At 71.5% G+C, this 18126-nt stretch carries 16 protein-coding genes and 1 pseudogene; 9 read left to right on the top strand and 8 right to left on the bottom strand.

Annotation, left to right across the window (positions count from 1 at the left end; genetic code table 11):
- The 4 genes and pseudogenes from AB0M83_RS39005 to AB0M83_RS39020 form a co-directional block, all read left to right on the top strand.
- Positions 1–641: pseudogene (locus AB0M83_RS39005) on the top strand (histidine kinase); the annotation flags it as partial.
- Positions 638–1090, top strand: coding sequence for a roadblock/LC7 domain-containing protein (locus tag AB0M83_RS39010; RefSeq protein ID WP_284741209.1), 453 nt, complete (start codon positions 638–640; stop codon positions 1088–1090). The pseudogene AB0M83_RS39005 and the gene AB0M83_RS39010, both read left to right, overlap by 4 nt.
- 7 nt (positions 1091–1097) lie before the next feature.
- A complete protein-coding gene (locus AB0M83_RS39015) occupies positions 1098–1814 on the top strand; it encodes a DUF742 domain-containing protein (RefSeq protein ID WP_364525241.1) in 717 nt (238 codons plus the stop codon).
- 28 nt (positions 1815–1842) lie between these two features.
- Positions 1843–2406, top strand: coding sequence for an ATP/GTP-binding protein (locus tag AB0M83_RS39020; protein ID WP_284741211.1), 564 nt, complete (start codon positions 1843–1845; stop codon positions 2404–2406).
- A gap of 37 nt (positions 2407–2443) precedes the next feature.
- On the opposite strand, the gene AB0M83_RS39025 is transcribed toward AB0M83_RS39020, so the two are convergent.
- The 4 genes from AB0M83_RS39025 to AB0M83_RS39040 form a co-directional block, all read right to left on the bottom strand.
- Positions 2444–3004: a dihydrofolate reductase family protein gene (locus AB0M83_RS39025; RefSeq protein WP_364525243.1), complete on the bottom strand. Its 561-nt coding sequence runs from the start codon at positions 3002–3004 to the stop codon at positions 2444–2446.
- 78 nt (positions 3005–3082) lie between these two features.
- Positions 3083–3733, bottom strand: a complete 651-nt coding sequence (locus tag AB0M83_RS39030) for a DUF899 domain-containing protein (protein ID WP_364525245.1) — start codon at positions 3731–3733, stop codon at positions 3083–3085.
- Positions 3730–4161, bottom strand: coding sequence for an SRPBCC domain-containing protein (locus AB0M83_RS39035; RefSeq protein WP_364525247.1), 432 nt, complete (start codon positions 4159–4161; stop codon positions 3730–3732). Before AB0M83_RS39035 ends, AB0M83_RS39030 begins: the two co-directional genes overlap by 4 nt.
- Positions 4154–4483, bottom strand: a complete 330-nt coding sequence (locus AB0M83_RS39040; RefSeq protein ID WP_364525249.1) for a metalloregulator ArsR/SmtB family transcription factor — start codon at positions 4481–4483, stop codon at positions 4154–4156. Before AB0M83_RS39040 ends, AB0M83_RS39035 begins: the two co-directional genes overlap by 8 nt.
- A 138-nt stretch (positions 4484–4621) precedes the next feature.
- Between AB0M83_RS39040 and icmF the strand changes: the two genes are divergently transcribed.
- On the top strand, positions 4622–7855 hold the full coding sequence (gene icmF, locus AB0M83_RS39045) for a fused isobutyryl-CoA mutase/GTPase IcmF (RefSeq protein ID WP_364525251.1): 3234 nt from the start codon (positions 4622–4624) through the stop codon (positions 7853–7855).
- Positions 7856–7877: 22 nt separating this feature from the next.
- On the opposite strand, the gene AB0M83_RS39050 is transcribed toward icmF, so the two are convergent.
- Genes AB0M83_RS39050 through AB0M83_RS39060 form a run of 3 tightly spaced genes read right to left on the bottom strand, consistent with a single transcriptional unit; the run spans position 7878 to position 9479 of the window.
- The gene (locus AB0M83_RS39050; RefSeq protein ID WP_364525253.1) at positions 7878–8312 is read right to left on the bottom strand and encodes a transposase; all 435 of its coding nucleotides are present in this window, start codon (positions 8310–8312) and stop codon (positions 7878–7880) included.
- Between the two features lie 40 nt (positions 8313–8352).
- Positions 8353–8760: a transposase gene (locus AB0M83_RS39055; protein ID WP_364525256.1), complete on the bottom strand. Its 408-nt coding sequence runs from the start codon at positions 8758–8760 to the stop codon at positions 8353–8355.
- A 35-nt stretch (positions 8761–8795) separates the two neighbouring features.
- Positions 8796–9479: a class I SAM-dependent methyltransferase gene (locus tag AB0M83_RS39060; protein ID WP_364525258.1), complete on the bottom strand. Its 684-nt coding sequence runs from the start codon at positions 9477–9479 to the stop codon at positions 8796–8798.
- 76 nt (positions 9480–9555) lie between these two features.
- On the opposite strand from AB0M83_RS39060, the gene AB0M83_RS39065 reads away from it, so the two are divergent.
- Complete coding sequence (locus tag AB0M83_RS39065; RefSeq protein WP_364525260.1) at positions 9556–10386, top strand: LLM class F420-dependent oxidoreductase; 831 nt, start codon at positions 9556–9558, stop codon at positions 10384–10386.
- Positions 10387–10567: 181 nt separating this feature from the next.
- On the opposite strand, the gene kstR is transcribed toward AB0M83_RS39065, so the two are convergent.
- A complete protein-coding gene (kstR, locus tag AB0M83_RS39070; RefSeq protein WP_364525262.1) occupies positions 10568–11206 on the bottom strand; it encodes a cholesterol catabolism transcriptional regulator KstR in 639 nt (212 codons plus the stop codon).
- A 141-nt stretch (positions 11207–11347) separates the two neighbouring features.
- Between kstR and AB0M83_RS39075 the strand changes: the two genes are divergently transcribed.
- From AB0M83_RS39075 to AB0M83_RS39085, 3 genes are all read left to right on the top strand, one after another.
- On the top strand, positions 11348–13402 hold the full coding sequence (locus AB0M83_RS39075) for an acyl-CoA dehydrogenase (protein WP_364525264.1): 2055 nt from the start codon (positions 11348–11350) through the stop codon (positions 13400–13402).
- Positions 13403–13489: 87 nt separating this feature from the next.
- Complete coding sequence (locus AB0M83_RS39080; protein ID WP_364525266.1) at positions 13490–16363, top strand: DEAD/DEAH box helicase; 2874 nt, start codon at positions 13490–13492, stop codon at positions 16361–16363.
- A complete protein-coding gene (locus tag AB0M83_RS39085) occupies positions 16363–17523 on the top strand; it encodes an SWIM zinc finger family protein (RefSeq protein WP_364525268.1) in 1161 nt (386 codons plus the stop codon). Before AB0M83_RS39080 ends, AB0M83_RS39085 begins: the two co-directional genes overlap by 1 nt.
- Positions 17524–18126 lie beyond the last annotated feature (603 nt).

The raw sequence follows: 18126 nt of genomic DNA on the forward strand, positions 1-18126 counted from the left end.
ACGGTTTGGCGCAGCCGGACCAAGCTCCCGCGGCTCAGTCCGGGGAGCTCCAGCAGCCCGGGCAGCAAGGTGCCCTCCAGCCCGGGCAGCAGGGCGACCGCCGGCCGGAGTCCGGCGAGCCGGCCGCTCGGCCGGAGCCCGGTCCGCTGCCGAGCCGGCAGCCCCGGCCGCCGGCCTTCGGCGGGCTGCAGCAGTCCGAACCGGCGCAATCCGGCGAGCGGCCGTCCCCGGCCTTCTCGGAGGGGCCGCTTCCGCAGCCGGGCAGCGCCGGGCGTCCCGCCGAGCCGCCCTCGACGCTGCCGTCCCGCCGGGGCGCCGCCGCGGCGGAAACTCCGGCCCCGCGGCAGGAAGAAGTCACCGCCGAGTGGAACTTCGGTCCCGATGAGGGCTGGCGAGCGGTGCAAGCGGTGTCCCAGTCGGCACCCGCCACGTTCACTTCGGCAGGATTGCCCCGGCGCCGTCGGGGGGAGCAGTTGCTCCCGGGCAGCGCCGGACCGCCCACCGGGGCCACGGCCCCCCGACCACAACGGGACGCACACGACGTGCGCGGCCGCCTGCGAAGCTTCCAGCAGGGCATCGAGCGCGGACGCCACCGCACCGCGCGGGCCGAGACCAACCACGAGACACTGGAGGGTGAATGACCTCGCCGAGTAGCGCACAGCCGTCGCAGAATCAATTCGGCTGGCTGATCAACGACTTCGCGGAGCGGGTGCCCGGCGTGGCCCACGCCGTGGTCGTCTCGGCGGACGGGCTGCTGCTGAGCGCTTCGAACCGGCTGCCGCTCGACCGGGCCGATCAGCTCGCGGCGGTCGCCTCGGGCCTGGTCAGCCTCACCCAGGGCGCCGCGCGGTGCTTCGAGGCCGGGGCGGTCAACGAGACCGTCGTCGAGATGGAGCTGGGGATCATGGTGCTGATGTCGATCAGCGACGGATCCTGCCTGGCCGTGCTCGCCGCGCCGAACTGCGACATCGGGCAGGTCGCCTACGAGATGACGATGCTCGTCGACCGGGTCGGCCAGATCCTGACCCCGGAGCTGCGCGCTCAGCTCCAGGGATCGGGTGGGTCGCTGATCGGCGAACCGGTGGGATGATGGCGCGATGAGCACGGGGTCCGGATTCGGCGGCGAACCACCCGAGGGGCAGCGGCCCCCCGGGAGAGAGGACGACGGCACGTTCGCCGACGTCCTCAACGGGTTCACCCTGGATTCCGGCCGTGCCCGCCGGAAGCGCAAGAAGAGCAAGGAGTCCCCGCCACCCCCGGCCGCCGGTGCGCACGCGGCCGCGGAACCGCCGGCGCCCGCGCCGTCGGCCGACCAAGGAGATCGAGTGACCTCTTTAGTCTCGCCCCCCGGCAGTACCGACGGGGACAGCCCCAGACCAGGCGGTTTGTTCGACCCGGGCCCGCCCAGCGGCGAGTTCGTCATGCCCGCGGTGTTCGAACAGCCGCTCGCGCCCGAGGAGCAGACGGCGATCGTCCGGCCCTACGCTTTGACCGGCGGCCGCACCCGGGCAAACTACGCCCTGGAGCTGGAGACACTGATCTCCGCGAAGGACTACGCTGCCACGGGTGGCTTCCCCGAGGTGGCCACGGAGCTGATCGAGTGCGTCTCGATCATGGAAGAGTGCCGGACCCCCCGTTCGGTCGCCGAGCTCGTGTCGGCCTTGCGGGTGCCCTTGGGCGTGGCCCGGGTGCTGATCAGCGACGCGGCGGACGCGGGGCTGGTCACGGTGCACAAGACGATAACGGGCAATGACGGCGCCGAGGCACATCTGGTGTTGATGGAAAGGGTTTTGAGTGGACTCCGTCGGCTTTAAGGCACCGCGGGACACCGCGCCCCCGACCATGACATCCGCCAAGATCGTGGTGGCTGGCGGTTTCGGTGCGGGGAAGACGACCTTCGTCGGGTCGGTGTCGGAGATCGTGCCTCTCACCACCGAGGCGATGATGACCGACGCGAGCGTCGGGGTCGACAACCTCGACCACACGCCGGGCAAGTCGACGACCACGGTGGCGATGGACTTCGGCCGGGTCTCGCTGGACGCGGACCTGATCCTCTACCTGTTCGGCACGCCCGGACAGCAGCGGTTCTGGTTCATGTGGGACGACCTGGTCCGCGGCGCGATCGGCGCGGTCGTGCTGGCGGACACCCGCCGGCTGGCCGACTCGTTCGCCCCGATCGACTTCTTCGAAGACCGGGGCCTGCCGTACATCGTCGGCGTCAACACGTTCGACGGCGTGCTGGAGCACGACATCAACGACGTGCGCGAGGCCCTGTCGATCGACCCGAACATCCCGATCGTCCGCTGCGACGCCCGGGACCGCGAGTCGACGAAGCAGACGCTGATCACGCTGGTCGAGTACGCGATGCGCCAGTGGATCGCGCTGCGGGCGGCCAAGAACCGCTGACGCCGTCCGGGCCCGGGGAAACCCCGGGCCCGACGCGTCACGCCTGGCGGTACCGCAGCAGCACGGCCTGCCCGTCGAACGTGCGTGACTCGACGAGGGTGAGGCCGAGCCGCGTCGTGCCTTCGGCGAACGGGCGCTTCGTGCCGCCGAGGACGACCGGGTGCACGAACACCAGGTACTCGTCGATCAGGCCGCGCGAGCCCAGCTCCGCGGCCAGGTCCGCGCCGCCCATCAGCAGCAGGTCCCCGCCCGGTTCTGCCTTGAGCGCGGTGACGGCCGCATCGAGGTCGCCGCCGACGACGCGGGTGTTCCAGCCGGGCTTTTCCAGCGTCCGCGAGAACACCACCTTCGGCGTCTCCCGCCAGACAGGCGCGAACGCGACGTCGTGCGGGTCGTCCGAGATCGACTCGGCGTCCGGCCAGTAGGACGACATCATGTCCCAGACCTTCCGCCCGTAGGCGAACTCGCCGCAGCGGGTGGTCAGCTCCCGCGAATAGCCGGACAGCTCCGGGCCCATCATCGCCCAGTCGAACTCGCCTTTCGGTCCCTCGACGCAGCCGTCCAGGGACGTGTGGACCAGGTAGACGATCTCGCGCATCTCGATCTCCTCGTGAAGGGTGTTCGCACCCGACGGTCGGAGGCGAGGACGTCGACCGGACACGGGCCCGCGACGTTTTCAGTATTCGTCGTGGCGGCGCCACCACGAGCCCGGCGCGTCGTCGCCGTGGCTGTCCTCTTCCCACGCCTCCTGGCGCCCCAGCGGCGTGACGTCGAGGTAGCGGTGCGAGGCCAGGAACATCTCGCCGCCGCGGCCGGAGGTGAAGTACGTCCGGTAGACGTCGTCGCCGTCGCGCAGGAACACGCTCACGCCGAACCCCGTGCCGACGCCGCAGTCTTCGGTGAACCCGGTGCCGTGCGCGGACACCCACGGCACGTCCCAGCCCATCCGCGCCTTGTACCGCTCGATCTCCGCCAGGGTCGCCGGCGCGACGACCTTGAGCGTGACGTCGCGGGCGTGCAGGTGGGCCAGGTGCGGCATGTTGTCGACGAGCAGGGAGCAGCCGGGGCAGCCCGCCTCGTCGCCGGGGTGCAGCATGAAGTGGTAGACGATCAGCTGACGGCGGCCTTCGAACAGGTCGAGCAGGCTGACCGGGCCGTCTGCGCTCTCGAAGGGGTACTTCGCGTCGAAGCGGACCATCGGCAGCCGGCGGCGCTCGGCGGCGAGGCGGTCGGCCGCCTTCATGTGCTCCTTCTCCTTGACCAGCAGCGCGTCGCGCGCGGCCTGCCATTCCTCCGGTGAGGCGATCTCGGGCAGGGTGGCGGTCATCGGTCGTCCTTTCCTCGGATGGAGCCGGTCAGGTCGTCGAAGCTGGAGGTCCAGCCCTCGTGGTGGCCGTCGCGCTCGGCGGCGGACGGGAAGCCGGTCTGGCGGAAGGTCATCTCGGTCTTGCCGTCGAGGCCGGCGAAGCCGATCGTCACGAGCGTCTCCAGCTCCTGGGCTTCCCAGGCGAAGGTGAACACGAGCCGCTCGGGGGCGCTGACCTCGCGGTAGACGCCGTGCATCCAGTGGTCCTCGCCTTCGGGGGAGCGGATGCAGGCGCGCCAGCGGCCGCCGGGCCGCGGGTCGAGGGTGACGGCGGCGCAGGTGAAGCCGTGCGGGCCGAACCAGCTCGCCAGGTGGTCCGGGTGCGTCCAGGCGGCGAACACGAGCTCGCGCGGGTCGTCGAAGACGCGCGTGATCTCCAGGTCAGGCATCGCCGGTCAAGCTCCTCAGGTGGTCCTCGAGCCGGTCGAACCCGCCGTCCCAGAACCGGCGGTAGGTCGCGACCCAGTCGGCGACGTCTTCCAAGGGTTTCGCCTCCAGCCGGCAGGGCCGCCACTGACGCGTGCGGCCGCGGGTGATCAACCCGGCCTGTTCCAGCACCTTCAGGTGCCGCGAAACCGCGGGCAGGCTCATCGTGAACGGCTCGGCGAGCTCGTTCACCGTCGCTTCGCCGGCCGACAGCCGGGCGAGGATGGCGCGCCGGGTCGGATCGGCGAGCGCCGAGAACGTCCGGCTCAACTGGTCAGTTGTCATTTCAGCACCTTGTTAATTAACGGATATGTTAAACATAGCGCCGAGCTGGACCATGTCAAGTCCTCTCGGGGTGCCGCTGAGATCCGCGTCACGGGTCTTCGGGTTTCCAATAGTAGGAAGCCAAAGTATTTTGGAGGGATGAGCAGTGAGCTGTACCGCCCCGCGCACCCCGTCCGGTTCGTCACGGCGTCGAGTCTCTTCGACGGCCACGACGCGTCGATCAACATCATGCGGCGGATCCTGCAGTCGCAGGGCGCGGAGGTCGTGCACCTCGGCCACAACCGGTCGGTCGACGAGGTCGCCACCGCGGCCATCGCCGAGGACGTCCAGGGTGTCGCCATCTCGGCTTACCAGGGCGGGCACGTCGAGTACTTCTCCTACCTGGTCGAGCTGCTGCGCGAGCGCGGCGCGGGCCACATCAAGGTGTTCGGCGGCGGGGGCGGGGTGATCGTGCGCGAGGAGATCGAGCTGCTGCACTCGCGCGGCGTCGCCCGCATCTTCTCGCCCGAGGACGGGTACGAGATGGGCCTCCCGGGCATGATCAACCTGATGATCAAGGCCTGCGACGTCGACCTCGCGGCCGAGGCCCCCGCGCTGGACAAGGTGCTCTCCGGCGACGTCGCCGCGCTCTCGCGCGTCATCACGCAGCTGCAGGCGGAGCAGCTTCCCGGCGAGCTGCTGAGCGGCCTCACCGAGGCCGCGGGCAAGCGCGAGGTACCGGTGCTGGGCATCACCGGCACCGGCGGCTCGGGCAAGTCGTCGCTCACCGACGAGCTGATCCGCCGCTTCCGCCTCGACCAGGAGGACAAGCTGCGGATCGCGGTGCTCGCGGTCGACCCGTCGCGGCGCAAGGGCGGCGGCGCGCTGCTCGGCGACCGCATCCGGATGAACTGCCTCGACGGCTCACCGGTGTACTTCCGCTCGCTCGCGACGCGCACGACGTCCGGCGAGATCCCGGCCGGGCTGAGCGAGGCGATCCTGGCGTGCAAGGCCGCCGGGTACGACCTGGTGATCGTCGAGACGCCGGGCATCGGCCAGGGCGACGCCGGGATCGTCGACTTCGTGGACGAGTCGCTGTACGTGATGACGCCGGAGTTCGGCGCCGCGTCGCAGCTGGAGAAGATCGACATGCTCGACTTCGCCGACGTCGTCGCGATCAACAAGTTCGAGCGCCGCGGCGCCGAGGACGCCCGCCGGGACGTCGCGCGCCAGCTGGTGCGCAACCGCGAGGCCTTCTCGGAAGGCCCGGAGGACATGCCGGTGTACGGCACGAGCGCGGCGAAGTTCAACGACGACGGCGTCACCGCGCTGTACCAGCACCTGCGCGGCCTGCTCGCCGAGCGGGGCCTCGGCGTGTCCGCCGGGACGCTGCCGCGGGTCGAGGGCAAGGTGTCGACCGACGCGTCGACGATCATCCCGGGCAACCGGTCCCGCTACCTGGCCGAGATCTCCGAGACCGTGCGCGGGTACCACGCGAAGACCGCGCAGCAGGTCGCCGCGATCCGCAGGCGCGACGCGCTGGCACTGGCGCGTGCCGAGCTGTCCAAGGTGGACGCTTCCACGGACGCGCTGGACGGCCTGCTGGCCGCGGCCGAGTCCGATGTGGACGGCGAGTCGACAAAGCTCCTCGAGCGCTTCCAGGCGCTGTCGGCGGAGTACCGCCAGGACGAGCTGGTCGTCAAGATCCGTGACAAGGAGCTGCGCACGCAGCTGTGGCGCGACACGCTGTCCGGCAACCGGATCCCGCGCGTCGCCCTGCCGCGCTACGCCGAGTCCGGTGAGCTGCTGTCGTTCCTGCGCCGCGAGAACCTGCCGGGCTACTTCCCGTACACCGCGGGTGTTTTCCCGTTCAAGCGCGAGGGCGAGGACCCGGCGCGGATGTTCGCCGGCGAGGGCGACGCGTTCCGCACCAACCGCCGCTTCAAGCTGCTCTCGGCCGACTCCGAGGCCAAGCGGCTCTCGACGGCGTTCGATTCGGTGACCCTCTACGGCCACGATCCCGACACGCGCCCGGACATCTACGGCAAGGTCGGCACGTCGGGCGTGTCCATCGCGTCGCTCGAGGACATGAAGGTCCTCTACGACGGCTTCGACCTGACCGCGCCGAACACGTCGGTGTCGATGACGATCAACGGCCCGGCGCCGACGATCCTGGCCTTCTTCCTCAACACCGCGATCGATCAGAAGATCGAGGAGTTCAAGGCGGAGCACGGCCGCGAGCCGTCCGGGGCCGAGGCCGCCGAGCTGCGTGAGTGGGCGTTGAAGAACGTGCGCGGCACGGTGCAGGCCGACATCCTCAAGGAGGACCAGGGTCAGAACACCTGCATCTTCTCCACCGAGTTCAGCCTCCGGATGATGGCCGACATCCAGGAGTGGTTCATCGAGCACGGCGTCCGGAACTTCTACTCGGTGTCGATCTCCGGCTACCACATCGCCGAGGCCGGGGCGAACCCCATCTCGCAGCTGGCCTTCACGCTGTCCAACGGCTTCACCTACGTCGAGTCGTACCTGGCGCGCGGCATGGACATCGACGACTTCGCGCCGAACCTGTCGTTCTTCTTCTCCAACGGCATGGACGCGGAGTACTCGGTGCTCGGCCGGGTCGCGCGGCGGATCTGGGCCGTGGCGATGCGCGAGCGCTACGGCGCGAACGAGCGGTCGCAGAAGCTCAAGTACCACGTGCAGACGTCCGGGCGGTCGCTGCACGCGCAGGAGATGAGCTTCAACGACATCCGCACGACGCTGCAGGCACTCTGCGCGCTGTACGACAACGCGAACTCCTTGCACACCAACGCGTTCGACGAGGCGATCACGACGCCGTCGGAGTCGTCGGTGCGCCGCGCGATGGCCATCCAGATGATCATCAACAAGGAGTGGGGCCTGTCGAAGAACGAGAACCCGCTGCAGGGTTCGTTCGTCATCGACGAGCTGACCGACCTGGTCGAGGAGGCCGTGCTGGCCGAGTTCGACCGGATCTCCGAGCGCGGCGGCGTGCTCGGCGCGATGGAGACGGGCTACCAGCGCGGCAAGATCCAGGACGAGTCGATCCTGTACGAGCGCAAGAAGCACGACGGCTCGCTGCCGATCATCGGCGTCAACACGTTCCGCAACCCGCGTGAAGGCGAATCCGACGTCGAGGTCGAGCTCGCGCGGGCCACGGAGGACGAGAAGAAGTCCCAGCTGGACCGCCTGGCCGACTTCCAGCACCGCCACCACGAGGAGGCCCAGCAGGCCCTGAAGGCGCTGCGCGAGGCGGCCACCCGCGGCGGCAACCTGTTCGGAGTGCTGATGGATGCCGCGCGGGTGTGCTCGCTGGGTCAGATCACGGAGGCGTTCTTCGAGGTCGGCGGCCAGTACCGGCGCAACGTCTAGGGCGTGTCTGACAATGCCTTGGTCACGTGACCACGGCATGCAGGACGACCGCTGATCGGTAGACGATGGCGAACTTGTCGTAGCGAGTGGCCAAGCCACGCCACTGCTTGAGCAGGTTGAACCGGCGTTCGATCACGTTGCGACCGCGGTAATCCACCGAATCGAAGGCGGGCGGGCGCCCGCCGCGGGAACCGCGGCGTTTGCGGTGCCCGACCTGATCGGCTGGTTCGGGGATCACCGCGGTGATGCCGCGATCGCGTAAATGTCCGCGGATCGCCCTCGAGGAATAGGCCTTGTCGCCGCGGACACGGTCGGGCCGGGTGCGGGCTCGGCCGCGCCCGACCCGACGGATCGCCAGATGCCGCATCAGGTGCGGGAACATCGGCGCGTCCCCGGCCTGGCCGGGACCGACCAACGTCACCAGTGGTCGGCCGTTGCCGTCGACGAGGTGGTGCACTTTGGTGCTCCAGCCGCCGCGGGAGCGGCCGATCGCGTGGTCAGGCGGCTCGGTGCGCAGATCCGTGTAGTTCGACCCAGCCCCCTGTGGGGCGGGTGATGTTGGTGGCGTGCTGATGCGCTCGCGCGATCGTGGAGTCCACCGACACCGACCAGTCGATCATGCCTGCAGCGTCTGCTTCGGTGAGCAGGCGGTGCAGCACGGTGTCCCAGGTTCCGTCGCCGGCCATCCGGCGATGCCAGGTCCATATCGTCTGCCACGGACCGAAGATCGCCGGCACATCCCGCCACGCGATCCCGCACCGATACCGGTAGATGATCCCCTCGACCATCGCCCGTGCGTCGGAGAACGGGCGTCCGCGCTTACCGGTGCGGACCGGAAGCAGGTCATCGATCAATGCCCACTGAGCATCCGAGAGCAACTGAAACCGCGACACGACCGACAGCATCTCAGCAACCAACCGGGATGTTTGTCAGACACGCCCTAGCGGCGTACGGCCTTCAGCTGCCAGACCGGGACCAGGACGTGGCCGTCGTCGTCGGTGTCCATCCCGGTCAGGCTCGCCGGCTCCTCGCCGAGCACCACCCGGACGCTCTGCCGCAGCTCTTCCGCCGTCATCGACGTCGTGTAGACGGCCGGCTCGAGGCGCTCGATCGTCCAGTCCTTCCCGACCGTCTCCCGCAGGTTGGCCTCGCTGATCAGGTACGGCGCCGGGAACGCGTCCGGAACCTCGGGGGAGAAGCAGAACAAGTGCAGTGCCGCGCCCGGGCGCGTCGCGCGGGTCAGGGCGGCGAGGTACGCGCGCCGCTCGTCCTCGCTCAGGCAGTGGTAGAGCGCGCTGTCGAGGACCGTGTCGAAGCGTCCTTCGTAGCCTTCGAGCTTCGTCGCGTCGGCGACCGCGAAGGTGACGTCGGGCGTGCGGGCGCGGGCCTGCTCGATCGCCGAGGGCGCGCCGTCCAGCCCGGTGACGTTCAGGCCCCGGGAGGCGAGGAACGCCGAGTTGTCGCCGAGGCCGCAGCCGATGTCGAGCACTTCGCCGCTGAACTCGCCGGCGTCGGCCAAGGCGACGACAGCGGGTTGGGGCGCCCCGATGTCCCACGGCATCTTCCGGCCCATCGGCGTGCCACCCTGGTAGAGCTGTTCGAAGTCGACGTCCTGCACGTCCATCACTGCCCCCTTATTCAACGGATGATGAGATCACTCCATCATGCACGCCCCGCCGCCCTGGTGGTAGTGGTGGGATATGAAATTCGGGATCTCGACGTTCGTGACCGACGAGGGCATCCGGCCGGACGTGCTGGGCGCGGCGCTGGAAGAGCGCGGCTTCGACTCGCTGTTCCTGGCCGAGCACTCGCACATCCCGGTCAGCCGGGAAAGCGCGTACCCGGGCGGGGGCGACCTGCCGGAGAAGTACAAGCGCACGCTCGACCCGTTCGTGGCGCTCACCGCGGCGGCGACCGCGACGTCGGAGCTGCTGCTCGGCACCGGCATCGCGCTGCTGATCCAGCGCGATCTGATCCACACGGCCAAGGAGGTCGCGTCCCTCGACCTGATCTCCGACGGGCGCGTGCTGTTCGGCGTCGGGGTCGGCTGGAACCGCGAGGAGATGCGCAACCACGGCACCGACCCGAAGACCCGCGGCGCGCTGATCGACGAGCAACTGGCCGCGCTCAAGGAGATCTGGACGAAGGACGAGGCCGAGTTCCACGGCCGGCACGTCGACTTCGACCCGATCTACGCCTGGCCCAAGCCGGTGCGCAAGCCGCACCCGCCGATCTACATCGGCGGTGAGAGCGAAGCGGCGCTCAAGCGTCTAGCCCGGTACGGCGACGGCTGGCTGCTGCGCGGGCACACGCACTTCGACGAGGCCAAGCGCGTCCGCGGCTGGCTCGCCGACCAGGGACGCGACGACGTGGAGTTCGCCGTGTTCGGCGGCGACACGAAGGCCAAGGTGATCGACGGCTTCCGCGAGGCGGGGGTCGAGCGCTACACGTTCCTGCTGGAGACGCTGCCCGAGGCCGAGACGCTCAAGGCGCTGGACGAGCTGGCCGCGGTGGTCGCCGAGCACCGCTGACGTGCCACGGCCCCAGGTCCGGGAGGGCGCGGTCCCGCCGGTGTTCCTCGGCGGTCCGGCCCGCGGTCGCTTCGATGATGCCGTCCCGGTCCCGCCGGGCAGCGGCGACGGGTCGCGCACCTGCTCAGCGGTTCGGGCGCGCGGGGCAGCCGGCTGTGCGCCTCGGCGACCGCCGCCGGGATCACTTGTCCAGCAGCAGGTGCACCGACAGCTCGAGGCGGTTGGCGACGTCGGCCGCCGACGCGCGGCGGGTCACCCACGCCACCAGGTTCGCCATCCAGACGTCCGCGACGACGTGGAAGATGTCGCGGTCGGCCTCGGTCGGCTCGGAGATGCCCATGGCCTGGGCGAACATGTTCTCCATCAGCCGCCCGACCTGCTCGACCTCGGCGGCGGCGGAGGTGTCGGCGAACATGAACGCGCGGACCATCGCCTCGGTCAGGTGCGGGTCGCGCTGCATCAGGCGGGTGTTGCGGCCGAGCACGAACATCAGCCGCTCGGCCGGCGTGTCGCCGGGGATCGCCTGGCGTTCCAGCTTCTCCTGCGCGCGCTCGAACTCGCGCGCGAGACCGGACACGAGCAGGTGGATCTTGGACGGGAAGTACCGGTACAGGGTGCCGAGCGCGACGTCGGCCTTCTCGGCGACGGCCCGCATCTGCACGGCGTCGTAGCCGCCCTTGGACGCCAGCGCGAGGGTGGCGTCGATGATCCGGCGGCGGCGGTCGCGCTGGGCGGCCGAGCCGAGTTCGTCGGCGCCGATGGCGCTCAGGCCATTCCCGCGTGCCTTCGCCGGCGCTTTGGCTTTGCCGGGCATCGGCATTCCCCCGTCCTTCGGAACTTGTTCCAGTTCACGACGTAGAGTACCTGTCCTGGCGGAACGTTCACCAATCGACCCACTGGCCGAAAAACTGTAACACGTTCTACACTCGTGAGTAGCGTTCCGTACCCGCGAGGAGGGCCCATGCCGGTCGCGCTCACCGAGGAACAGATCGCGCTGGCGGAGGCGATCCACGCCTGGTCCGCCGCGCACCACCCGCGAGAGGCGGTGCGAGCGGCGGAAACAGCGGGGAACGCCGGGGTTCCCGCGGGTTTCGCCGACCTGGGCCTGCTCGGCGTGGCGCTGCCTGCCGCGGCCGGCGGCGCGGACGGCAGCGTCGCCGACCTGGCCGCCGGGCTGGCCGCGGCGGCCGAAGAACTCGTTTCCGGTCCGGTGCTCGGCACCGCTTTGGCGGGCTTGCTGCTCGCGGAGGTTCCGTCGGCGAAGGAACTGCTCGCAGCCGTCGCGGAGGGGGAGGCCACGGTCGCGGTGCTGCTGGACCCGCTCGTCGACGGCGTCTCCGGGCCGGTGCCCGGGGTCGGCTCCGAGACCTGGCTGCTGGTGCCGGTCGACGGCGGCCACGTGCTGCTCGCGCCGGGAACGCCCGGGCTGACCGTGGAGCCGCTGACGCCGTTCGACTTCTCGCGCCCGCTGGCGCGCGTCCGGTACTCCGGCGCCGGGGCCGAGGTCCTGACCCTGCCGCCGGTCAGGCCGTCGGCGGCGACCTTGGCCGCGGCCGAGGCGGCGGGCGTCGCGCGTCGCTGCCTGACCATCGCCGTCGACTACGCCAAGGTGCGCGAGCAGTTCGGTCAGCCCATCGGCGGGTTCCAGGCGATCAAGCACCTGTGCGCCGAAATGCTGTGCCGCGCCGAAGCGGCCGAAGCGCTGGCCTGGGACGCCGCTTCCGGGCGGCACCCGTTGTCGGTGGCGAGCGCGGCCGTCGTCGCCCTCGACGCCGCCGTCGCCAACGCGAAGGACTGCGTCCAGGTGCTGGGTGGGATCGGCTTCACTTGGGAGCACGACGCGCACCTCTACCTGCGGCGGGCCGTGGAGTTGCGGCAGTGGCTCGGCGGCTCGGGGCCGTGGCGGCGTCAGGCGGCTTCGCTGGCTCTCGCCGGGACCGAACGGACCTTGAGCGTCGACGTCGGTGAGGATCCCGCCTTGCGGGACGAGGTGTCGCGGATCGCCGCGTTGCCCGTGTCTTCGCAGCGAGTCGCTTTGGCCGATGCGGGTTTGCTGACGCCGCACTGGCCGAAGCCGTTCGGGCGCGGTGCCGACGCCGCGGAACAGCTGCGGATCGACGGCGCTTTGGCGGCGGCCGGCGTCCGCCGTCCGGACCTGGTGATCGGGGCGTGGTCGGTGCCGACGATCCTGGAACACGGCAGCGACGAGCAGCGCACCCGGTTCGCGCGGCCGACGCTGCGTGGGGAAATCACGTGGTGCCAGCTGTTCAGCGAGCCGGGCGCCGGGTCCGACCTGGCGGCGCTGCGGACGGCCGCGCGGCGCGTCGACGGCGGCTGGCGGCTGACCGGGCAGAAGGTGTGGACGTCGCTGGCGCGCGAAGCCGACTGGGGGATCTGCCTGGCGCGCACCGACCCGGACGTGCCCAAGCACCAGGGGATCACGTACTTCCTGGTGGACATGCGCGCCGAGGGCATCACGACGCGGCCGCTGCGGGAGATCACCGGCGAGGCCGTGTTCAACGAGGTGTTCCTGGACGACGTGTTCGTCCCGGACACCGACGTCGTCGGCACGCCGGGAGGCGGCTGGCGGCTGGCGCGCACGACCCTGGCCAACGAGCGGGTGGCCCTCGGGAGCGGGTCCGCGGTGGGGGAGAGCGTGCAGTCCTTGGTGTCCACTGTGGACGCCGCTGCGCTGGACGACGTGGCGTTGGACCGGCTCGGCTCGCTGGTGGCCGACGGGGTCGCGGGGTCGGTGCTGGACCTGCGGGCTGCCCTTCGCCGGCTGGAGGGGCAGGATCCGGGCGCGGAGTCGAGCGTGCGGAAGCTGCTCGGGGTGCGGCACCGGCAGGACGTCGCGGAGTTCGCGCTGGAGCTGGCGGGCGCGGGTGCGCTGGTCGCGGACGGTCCGGCCCAGCACGAGTTCCTGCTGACGCGCTGCCTGTCCATCGCGGGCGGCACGACTCAGGTGCTGCGGTCCCTGACGGCGGAACGGCTGCTGGGCCTGCCGCGCGGCTGAAAGCCGGTTGCCTGACGAGACGGTGCGAAAGGACCGTTCGTGCCGCCGGGGCCGAAACTGTCGGGGGCGTGTTCTAGCGTTGCCGTCGTGGAGTTCAGCGCAGACACCCGGGCCACCTACCTTCCCGCGGATCCCCCGCGGGACGGCGTGCTGGCCTTGTGGGGCGACGACGTGGCCGGCGGGACCACGATCGAGCTCGTGCTGCCCCGGGGCGCGAAGTTCGCACGTACGAAGGTCGATGCGGAGCTCGTCCCGCTCGAACGAGCCTTGCCCCGCCTGCTCGCGGTGGGGGAGGAGGCGAGCCCGGCCGTCGCGGCGTGGGCGGCGGCCGTGAACGCGGGGGTGAACCTCGTCGCGCGGGGGCGGCTGCGGCCGGCCGTCTCGCCGGGCGGGGCGGCGGCCTGGCGGATCGGGCCGTTGGACGCGGCCGACGAGGAACTGCTGCAAGGCTTGGCCGGGGCGTTGCCGCCGGAGGCTTACGCGCTGCCGCTCAGTGGGCTCAAACGCATCCGCCTGCACTCGCCGGACTCCCTGGTCCGCGCTTTGTGGGACGCGACGGCCGACCTGCTGGCGCGCAGCCCGGCGGCGCCGGTCGGGGCCGGTGACCCGGCGTTCGCCGCCCGCGAACCGGCGTTGCTCGGCCCGGACGGCGCGGCCTGGCTGGCCGAGCTGGAGGCCCGTGAGCCCCGCGGGGTCCAGGTGCTGCTGCGGGTCGAGGGCCGGGACGACGACACGTTCGCCGGGGTGCTGGCCGTGCGCAGCATGGCGGAGGCGAGCCTGGTGGTCGAGGCGGCGACGCTGTGGGAGGCGCCGGACGCGGTGCTGAGCCGCCTGGGCGACCAGGTGGAGACGCAGCTGCTGCTCGGCCTGCGCCGGGGCGCGCGGGCGTGGCCGCCGCTCGGCCGGGTGCTGGAGCAGGCGACGCCCGCGGAGCTGCCGCTGACCGACGACGAGGTCGTCGACCTGCTGACCGACGGCAGCCGCGACCTCGGCGGCGCCGGCATCGAAGTGCTGTGGTCGAAGGGGCTGTTCGCCGGCGAGGTGAAGGCGAAGGCGAGCGCGACCCAGGCGCCGGCGAGCGTCACGGAGGCGGAGTTCGCGCTGAAGAGTCTCCTGGAGTTCCGCTGGCAGCTCAGCCTGGGCGGCGAGCAGCTGACCGAGGCGGAGGTCGCGGCCCTCGCGGAGGCGAAGCGCCCGTTGGTCCGGCTGCGCGGGCAGTGGGTGCGGGTGGATCCCCAGCTGCTCGCGCGGGTCCGGAGCCGCACCCGCAAGCTCGACGCGGGCGAGGCCCTGGCGGCGGCGCTGACGGGCGAGCTGGAACTGGACGGCGAACGCGTCGAGTTCGCGGCGCCCCCGGCGCTGGGCGGGCTGGCCGAGCGAATCCGCGATCGAGAGGGCGCTTCGGTGCTCCCACCGCCCGGGTTGCGGGCGACGCTGCGGCCGTACCAGCAGGCGGGACTGGCGTGGCTGGCGACGATGACCGGGCTCGGGCTGGGCGCATGCCTGGCGGACGACATGGGGCTGGGCAAGACGATCCAGCTGATCGCCCTTCACCTGCACCGCCGAGCGCTGGCCGGGTCGGCGGGGGTGCTCGGGTCCGGGAGTGAGCCGCTCGCGGATCAGCTCGGCACGCTCCCGGTGGAGGCGGCACTCGGGGCCGGTGGCGGGCCTGGTCCGGCGGAGCTTGCGGAGCCCCACCCTGCCTCGACCGGCGGCCCGACCTTGGTCCTCTGCCCGACCTCCCTCCTCGGCAACTGGGAACGCGAGTTCGCCCGCTTCGCCCCGGACATCCCGGTCCGCCGGTTCCACGGCGGCAGCCGCCACCTCGACGACCTCGCCCCCGACGAGGTCGTCCTGGCCACCTACGGCGTCCTCCGCCGCGACCGCGAGACACTGTCCGAAGTGGACTGGGGACTCGTCGCCGTGGACGAGGCGCAGCACGTCAAGAACCCCCTGTCCGCCACGGCCAAGGAACTCCGGAAGATCCCGGCCCGGGCCAAGGTCGCCCTCACCGGGACCCCGGTCGAAAACCGGCTGACCGAGCTGTGGTCCATTGTGGACTGGACCACGCCCGGGCTGCTCGGCCCGCTCGACCGGTTCCGGCGCACCGTGGCGCGTCCGATCGAGCGTGATCGCGACAAGGCCGTCACCGAACGGCTGGCCGCCACCGTCCGGCCGTTCCTGCTGCGGCGGCGCAAGTCCGACCCGGACATCGCCCCGGAACTGCCGCCCAAGACCGAAACCGACCGGTTCGTGCCGCTCACCGCCGAGCAGACCACGCTCTACGAAGCCGTCGTGCGCGAGAACCTCGCCGAAATCCGCGAGACGGAGGGCGTCAAACGGCGCGGGCAGGTTCTGCGGCTGCTCACCGAGCTCAAGCAGATCTGCAACCACCCGGCCCAGTTCCTCAAGGAACCCCACAGCGCGCTCACCGGCCGGTCCGGCAAGCTCGCCGCGTTCGAAGAGCTGGTGGACGTCATCCTCGACGAGGGTGAGAGCGTGCTGGTCTTCAGCCAGTACGTCCAGCTCTGCCGGCTGCTCGAGCGCCGCCTCAAGGACCGGGGCCTGCCCACCGAACTGCTGTCCGGCGAAAGCTCGCCCGCGAAGCGCCAGGACATGGTCGACCGGTTCCAGGCCGGCGAGATCCCCGTGTTCCTGCTTTCGCTCAAGGCGGGCGGCGTCGGGCTCAACCTGACCCGGGCCACCCACGTGATCCACTACGACCGCTGGTGGAACCCGGCGGTCGAGGACCAGGCGACCGACCGCGCGTACCGCATCGGCCAGGACCGGCCGGTGCAGGTCCACCGGCTGATCGCCGAGGGCACCCTGGAGGAGCGGATCGCGCAGGTGCTCGAAAAGAAGCGGGGGCTGGCCGAGTCGATCGTCGGCGCGGGGGAGGACTGGATCACCGAACTGTCCGACGACGAGCTCGCGGACCTGGTCCGGCTCGGGAGCGGGTGATGCCGCCGAGGCGGAGCTTCGGGCGGACGTGGTGGGGCCGCGCCTGGGTCGACGCGCTGGAGCAGCGCGCGAAGCTCGACCCGAACCGGCTGCCCCGCGGGCGGACGTACGCGCGCCAGGGCACGGTCAGCGAGCTGCACGTCGGCGCCGGGGCGGTGAGCGCGCGGGTGCGGGGGAGCCGGCCGCAGCCGTACAAGGTGACGATCACGATGCGCACCTTCACCGACGGCGAGTGGGACACGCTGCTCGGCGTGGTCGGCACGCAGCTCGGGCACGCGGCGGCGCTGCTCGACGGCGAGCTGCCGGGCGCACTGACGGAGCAGGCTCGCGAGGCGGGCGTCGACCTCCTGCCGGGTCCGGGCGACCTGCGGCCGCGGTGCTCGTGCCCGGACTCGGCGAACCCGTGCAAGCACGTCGCCGCGGTGTACTACCTGGTCGCCGACGAGGTGGACCGCGACCCGTTCACGCTGTTCCTGCTCCGGGGGCGCCCGCGGAGCGACGTCCTGGCCGAGCTGCGATCTCGCCGCGCCCCCGCGCGCGGCGAGAAGCCGAAGCTGCCGAAGCGCGTGGACGAAGGCCTGACACCGCGTGCGGCCTACGCCCGGCGGCCGGGCGCGATCCCGGCCCTGCCGCCGCCACCGCGGGTGGCCGGACCACCGGCGACCCTGGACCTCGACCCGCCCCCGAGCACGGGCTGGACGGCGGCAACGCTCTCCGGCCTGGCGGCGGACGCCGCATCCCTGGCGCGCGACCTGCTGACGGCCGGCGCGACGGCGGCGGAGCTGACGTTCGAGGAGGACCTCGCCCGCCGCGCATCGGGCCGGTCCGGCTCGGAGTTCATGGCCTTGGCCACCGCGGCCGGGGTGCCCGTGCGCGATTTGGTCCACTGGGCCGAGGCCTGGCGCGAAGCAGGCCGCGACGGCTTGGCGATCGTGCGCGAGACGTGGCAGCCGGGCCCCGGCCCCTTGGCCGAAGCGCAAGCGGTCGTGGCCGAGGCGGGGCTGCCGGGAACACCCAAGGTCTGGCGCAACCGCCTGACGCAGGGAGACCTGCAGCTGCGCTACGGCCGCGACGCGCGCTGGTACCGGTTCATCCGCGTGGGCACGGAGTGGCGCTTGGACGGCCCACCCTCGGCAAGCCCGGTGGACCTCGTCTACTGACCCGGAGGCTTCGCAGCCCGGCACCCCGCCCCGCCGCGGCGGGCATGGTCTGCGGCAGGTCGGGTGGATTTCGCATACTGGCCCCGGATTGGCGGCTGCGGCAGGCTTGGCGTTGCGGCTGCGGCGGGTCCGGTGGCTTTCTCGCACTTGGCCCCAGCAGCCCAGCAGCCCAGCAGCCCGGCCGCTTGGCGGCTTGGCGGCTTGGCGGTCCGGCCGCCGCGGTGGGCTTGGCGTGGTTGCGGCTGCGCAGGTCCGGTGGATTTCGCGCACTGGCCCCGGCAGCCCGGCAGCCCGGCGGCCCCACTCCGCCGAGGCCCCGGCTTGGCGGCTGCGGCAGGCTTGGTCTGTTGCGGCGGCGGGCCCCGTGGACCTCGTGTACTGACCCCGGCGGTCCGGCCGCTGCGACGAGCTTGGCCCCCTGGCCGCCGGTTCGCCGAGCCCCGAGCCGCCGGCACGAGTGTGTCGAGTGGCCCGGCCGCATGCAGTGAATGACTCATTCCTGGCGTCCGACGCCGTGGGCTTGACCCGGTTTGGCGGACACCTCTGATCAGGGGCGGGAGCTCCTGGAAGGGATGTCCCTCATCATGGATCCCATGGCGAAGA

The sequence above is a fragment of the Amycolatopsis sp. NPDC051106 genome (genome assembly GCF_040682775.1).
Lineage (GTDB): Bacteria > Actinomycetota > Actinomycetes > Mycobacteriales > Pseudonocardiaceae > Amycolatopsis.

Coding starts and splice junctions, on each gene's coding strand:
- AB0M83_RS39010 (WP_284741209.1), top strand. CDS start 638: ATGACCTCGCCGAGTAGCGCACAGCCGTCGCAGAATCAATTCGGCTGG.
- AB0M83_RS39015 (WP_364525241.1), top strand. CDS start 1,098: ATGAGCACGGGGTCCGGATTCGGCGGCGAACCACCCGAGGGGCAGCGG.
- AB0M83_RS39020 (WP_284741211.1), top strand. CDS start 1,843: ATGACATCCGCCAAGATCGTGGTGGCTGGCGGTTTCGGTGCGGGGAAG.
- AB0M83_RS39025 (WP_364525243.1), bottom strand. CDS start 3,004: ATGCGCGAGATCGTCTACCTGGTCCACACGTCCCTGGACGGCTGCGTC.
- AB0M83_RS39030 (WP_364525245.1), bottom strand. CDS start 3,733: ATGACCGCCACCCTGCCCGAGATCGCCTCACCGGAGGAATGGCAGGCC.
- AB0M83_RS39035 (WP_364525247.1), bottom strand. CDS start 4,161: ATGCCTGACCTGGAGATCACGCGCGTCTTCGACGACCCGCGCGAGCTC.
- AB0M83_RS39040 (WP_364525249.1), bottom strand. CDS start 4,483: ATGACAACTGACCAGTTGAGCCGGACGTTCTCGGCGCTCGCCGATCCG.
- icmF (WP_364525251.1), top strand. CDS start 4,622: ATGAGCAGTGAGCTGTACCGCCCCGCGCACCCCGTCCGGTTCGTCACG.
- AB0M83_RS39055 (WP_364525256.1), bottom strand. CDS start 8,760: ATGCTGTCGGTCGTGTCGCGGTTTCAGTTGCTCTCGGATGCTCAGTGG.
- AB0M83_RS39060 (WP_364525258.1), bottom strand. CDS start 9,479: ATGGACGTGCAGGACGTCGACTTCGAACAGCTCTACCAGGGTGGCACG.
- AB0M83_RS39065 (WP_364525260.1), top strand. CDS start 9,556: ATGAAATTCGGGATCTCGACGTTCGTGACCGACGAGGGCATCCGGCCG.
- kstR (WP_364525262.1), bottom strand. CDS start 11,206: ATGCCGATGCCCGGCAAAGCCAAAGCGCCGGCGAAGGCACGCGGGAAT.
- AB0M83_RS39075 (WP_364525264.1), top strand. CDS start 11,348: ATGCCGGTCGCGCTCACCGAGGAACAGATCGCGCTGGCGGAGGCGATC.
- AB0M83_RS39085 (WP_364525268.1), top strand. CDS start 16,363: ATGCCGCCGAGGCGGAGCTTCGGGCGGACGTGGTGGGGCCGCGCCTGG.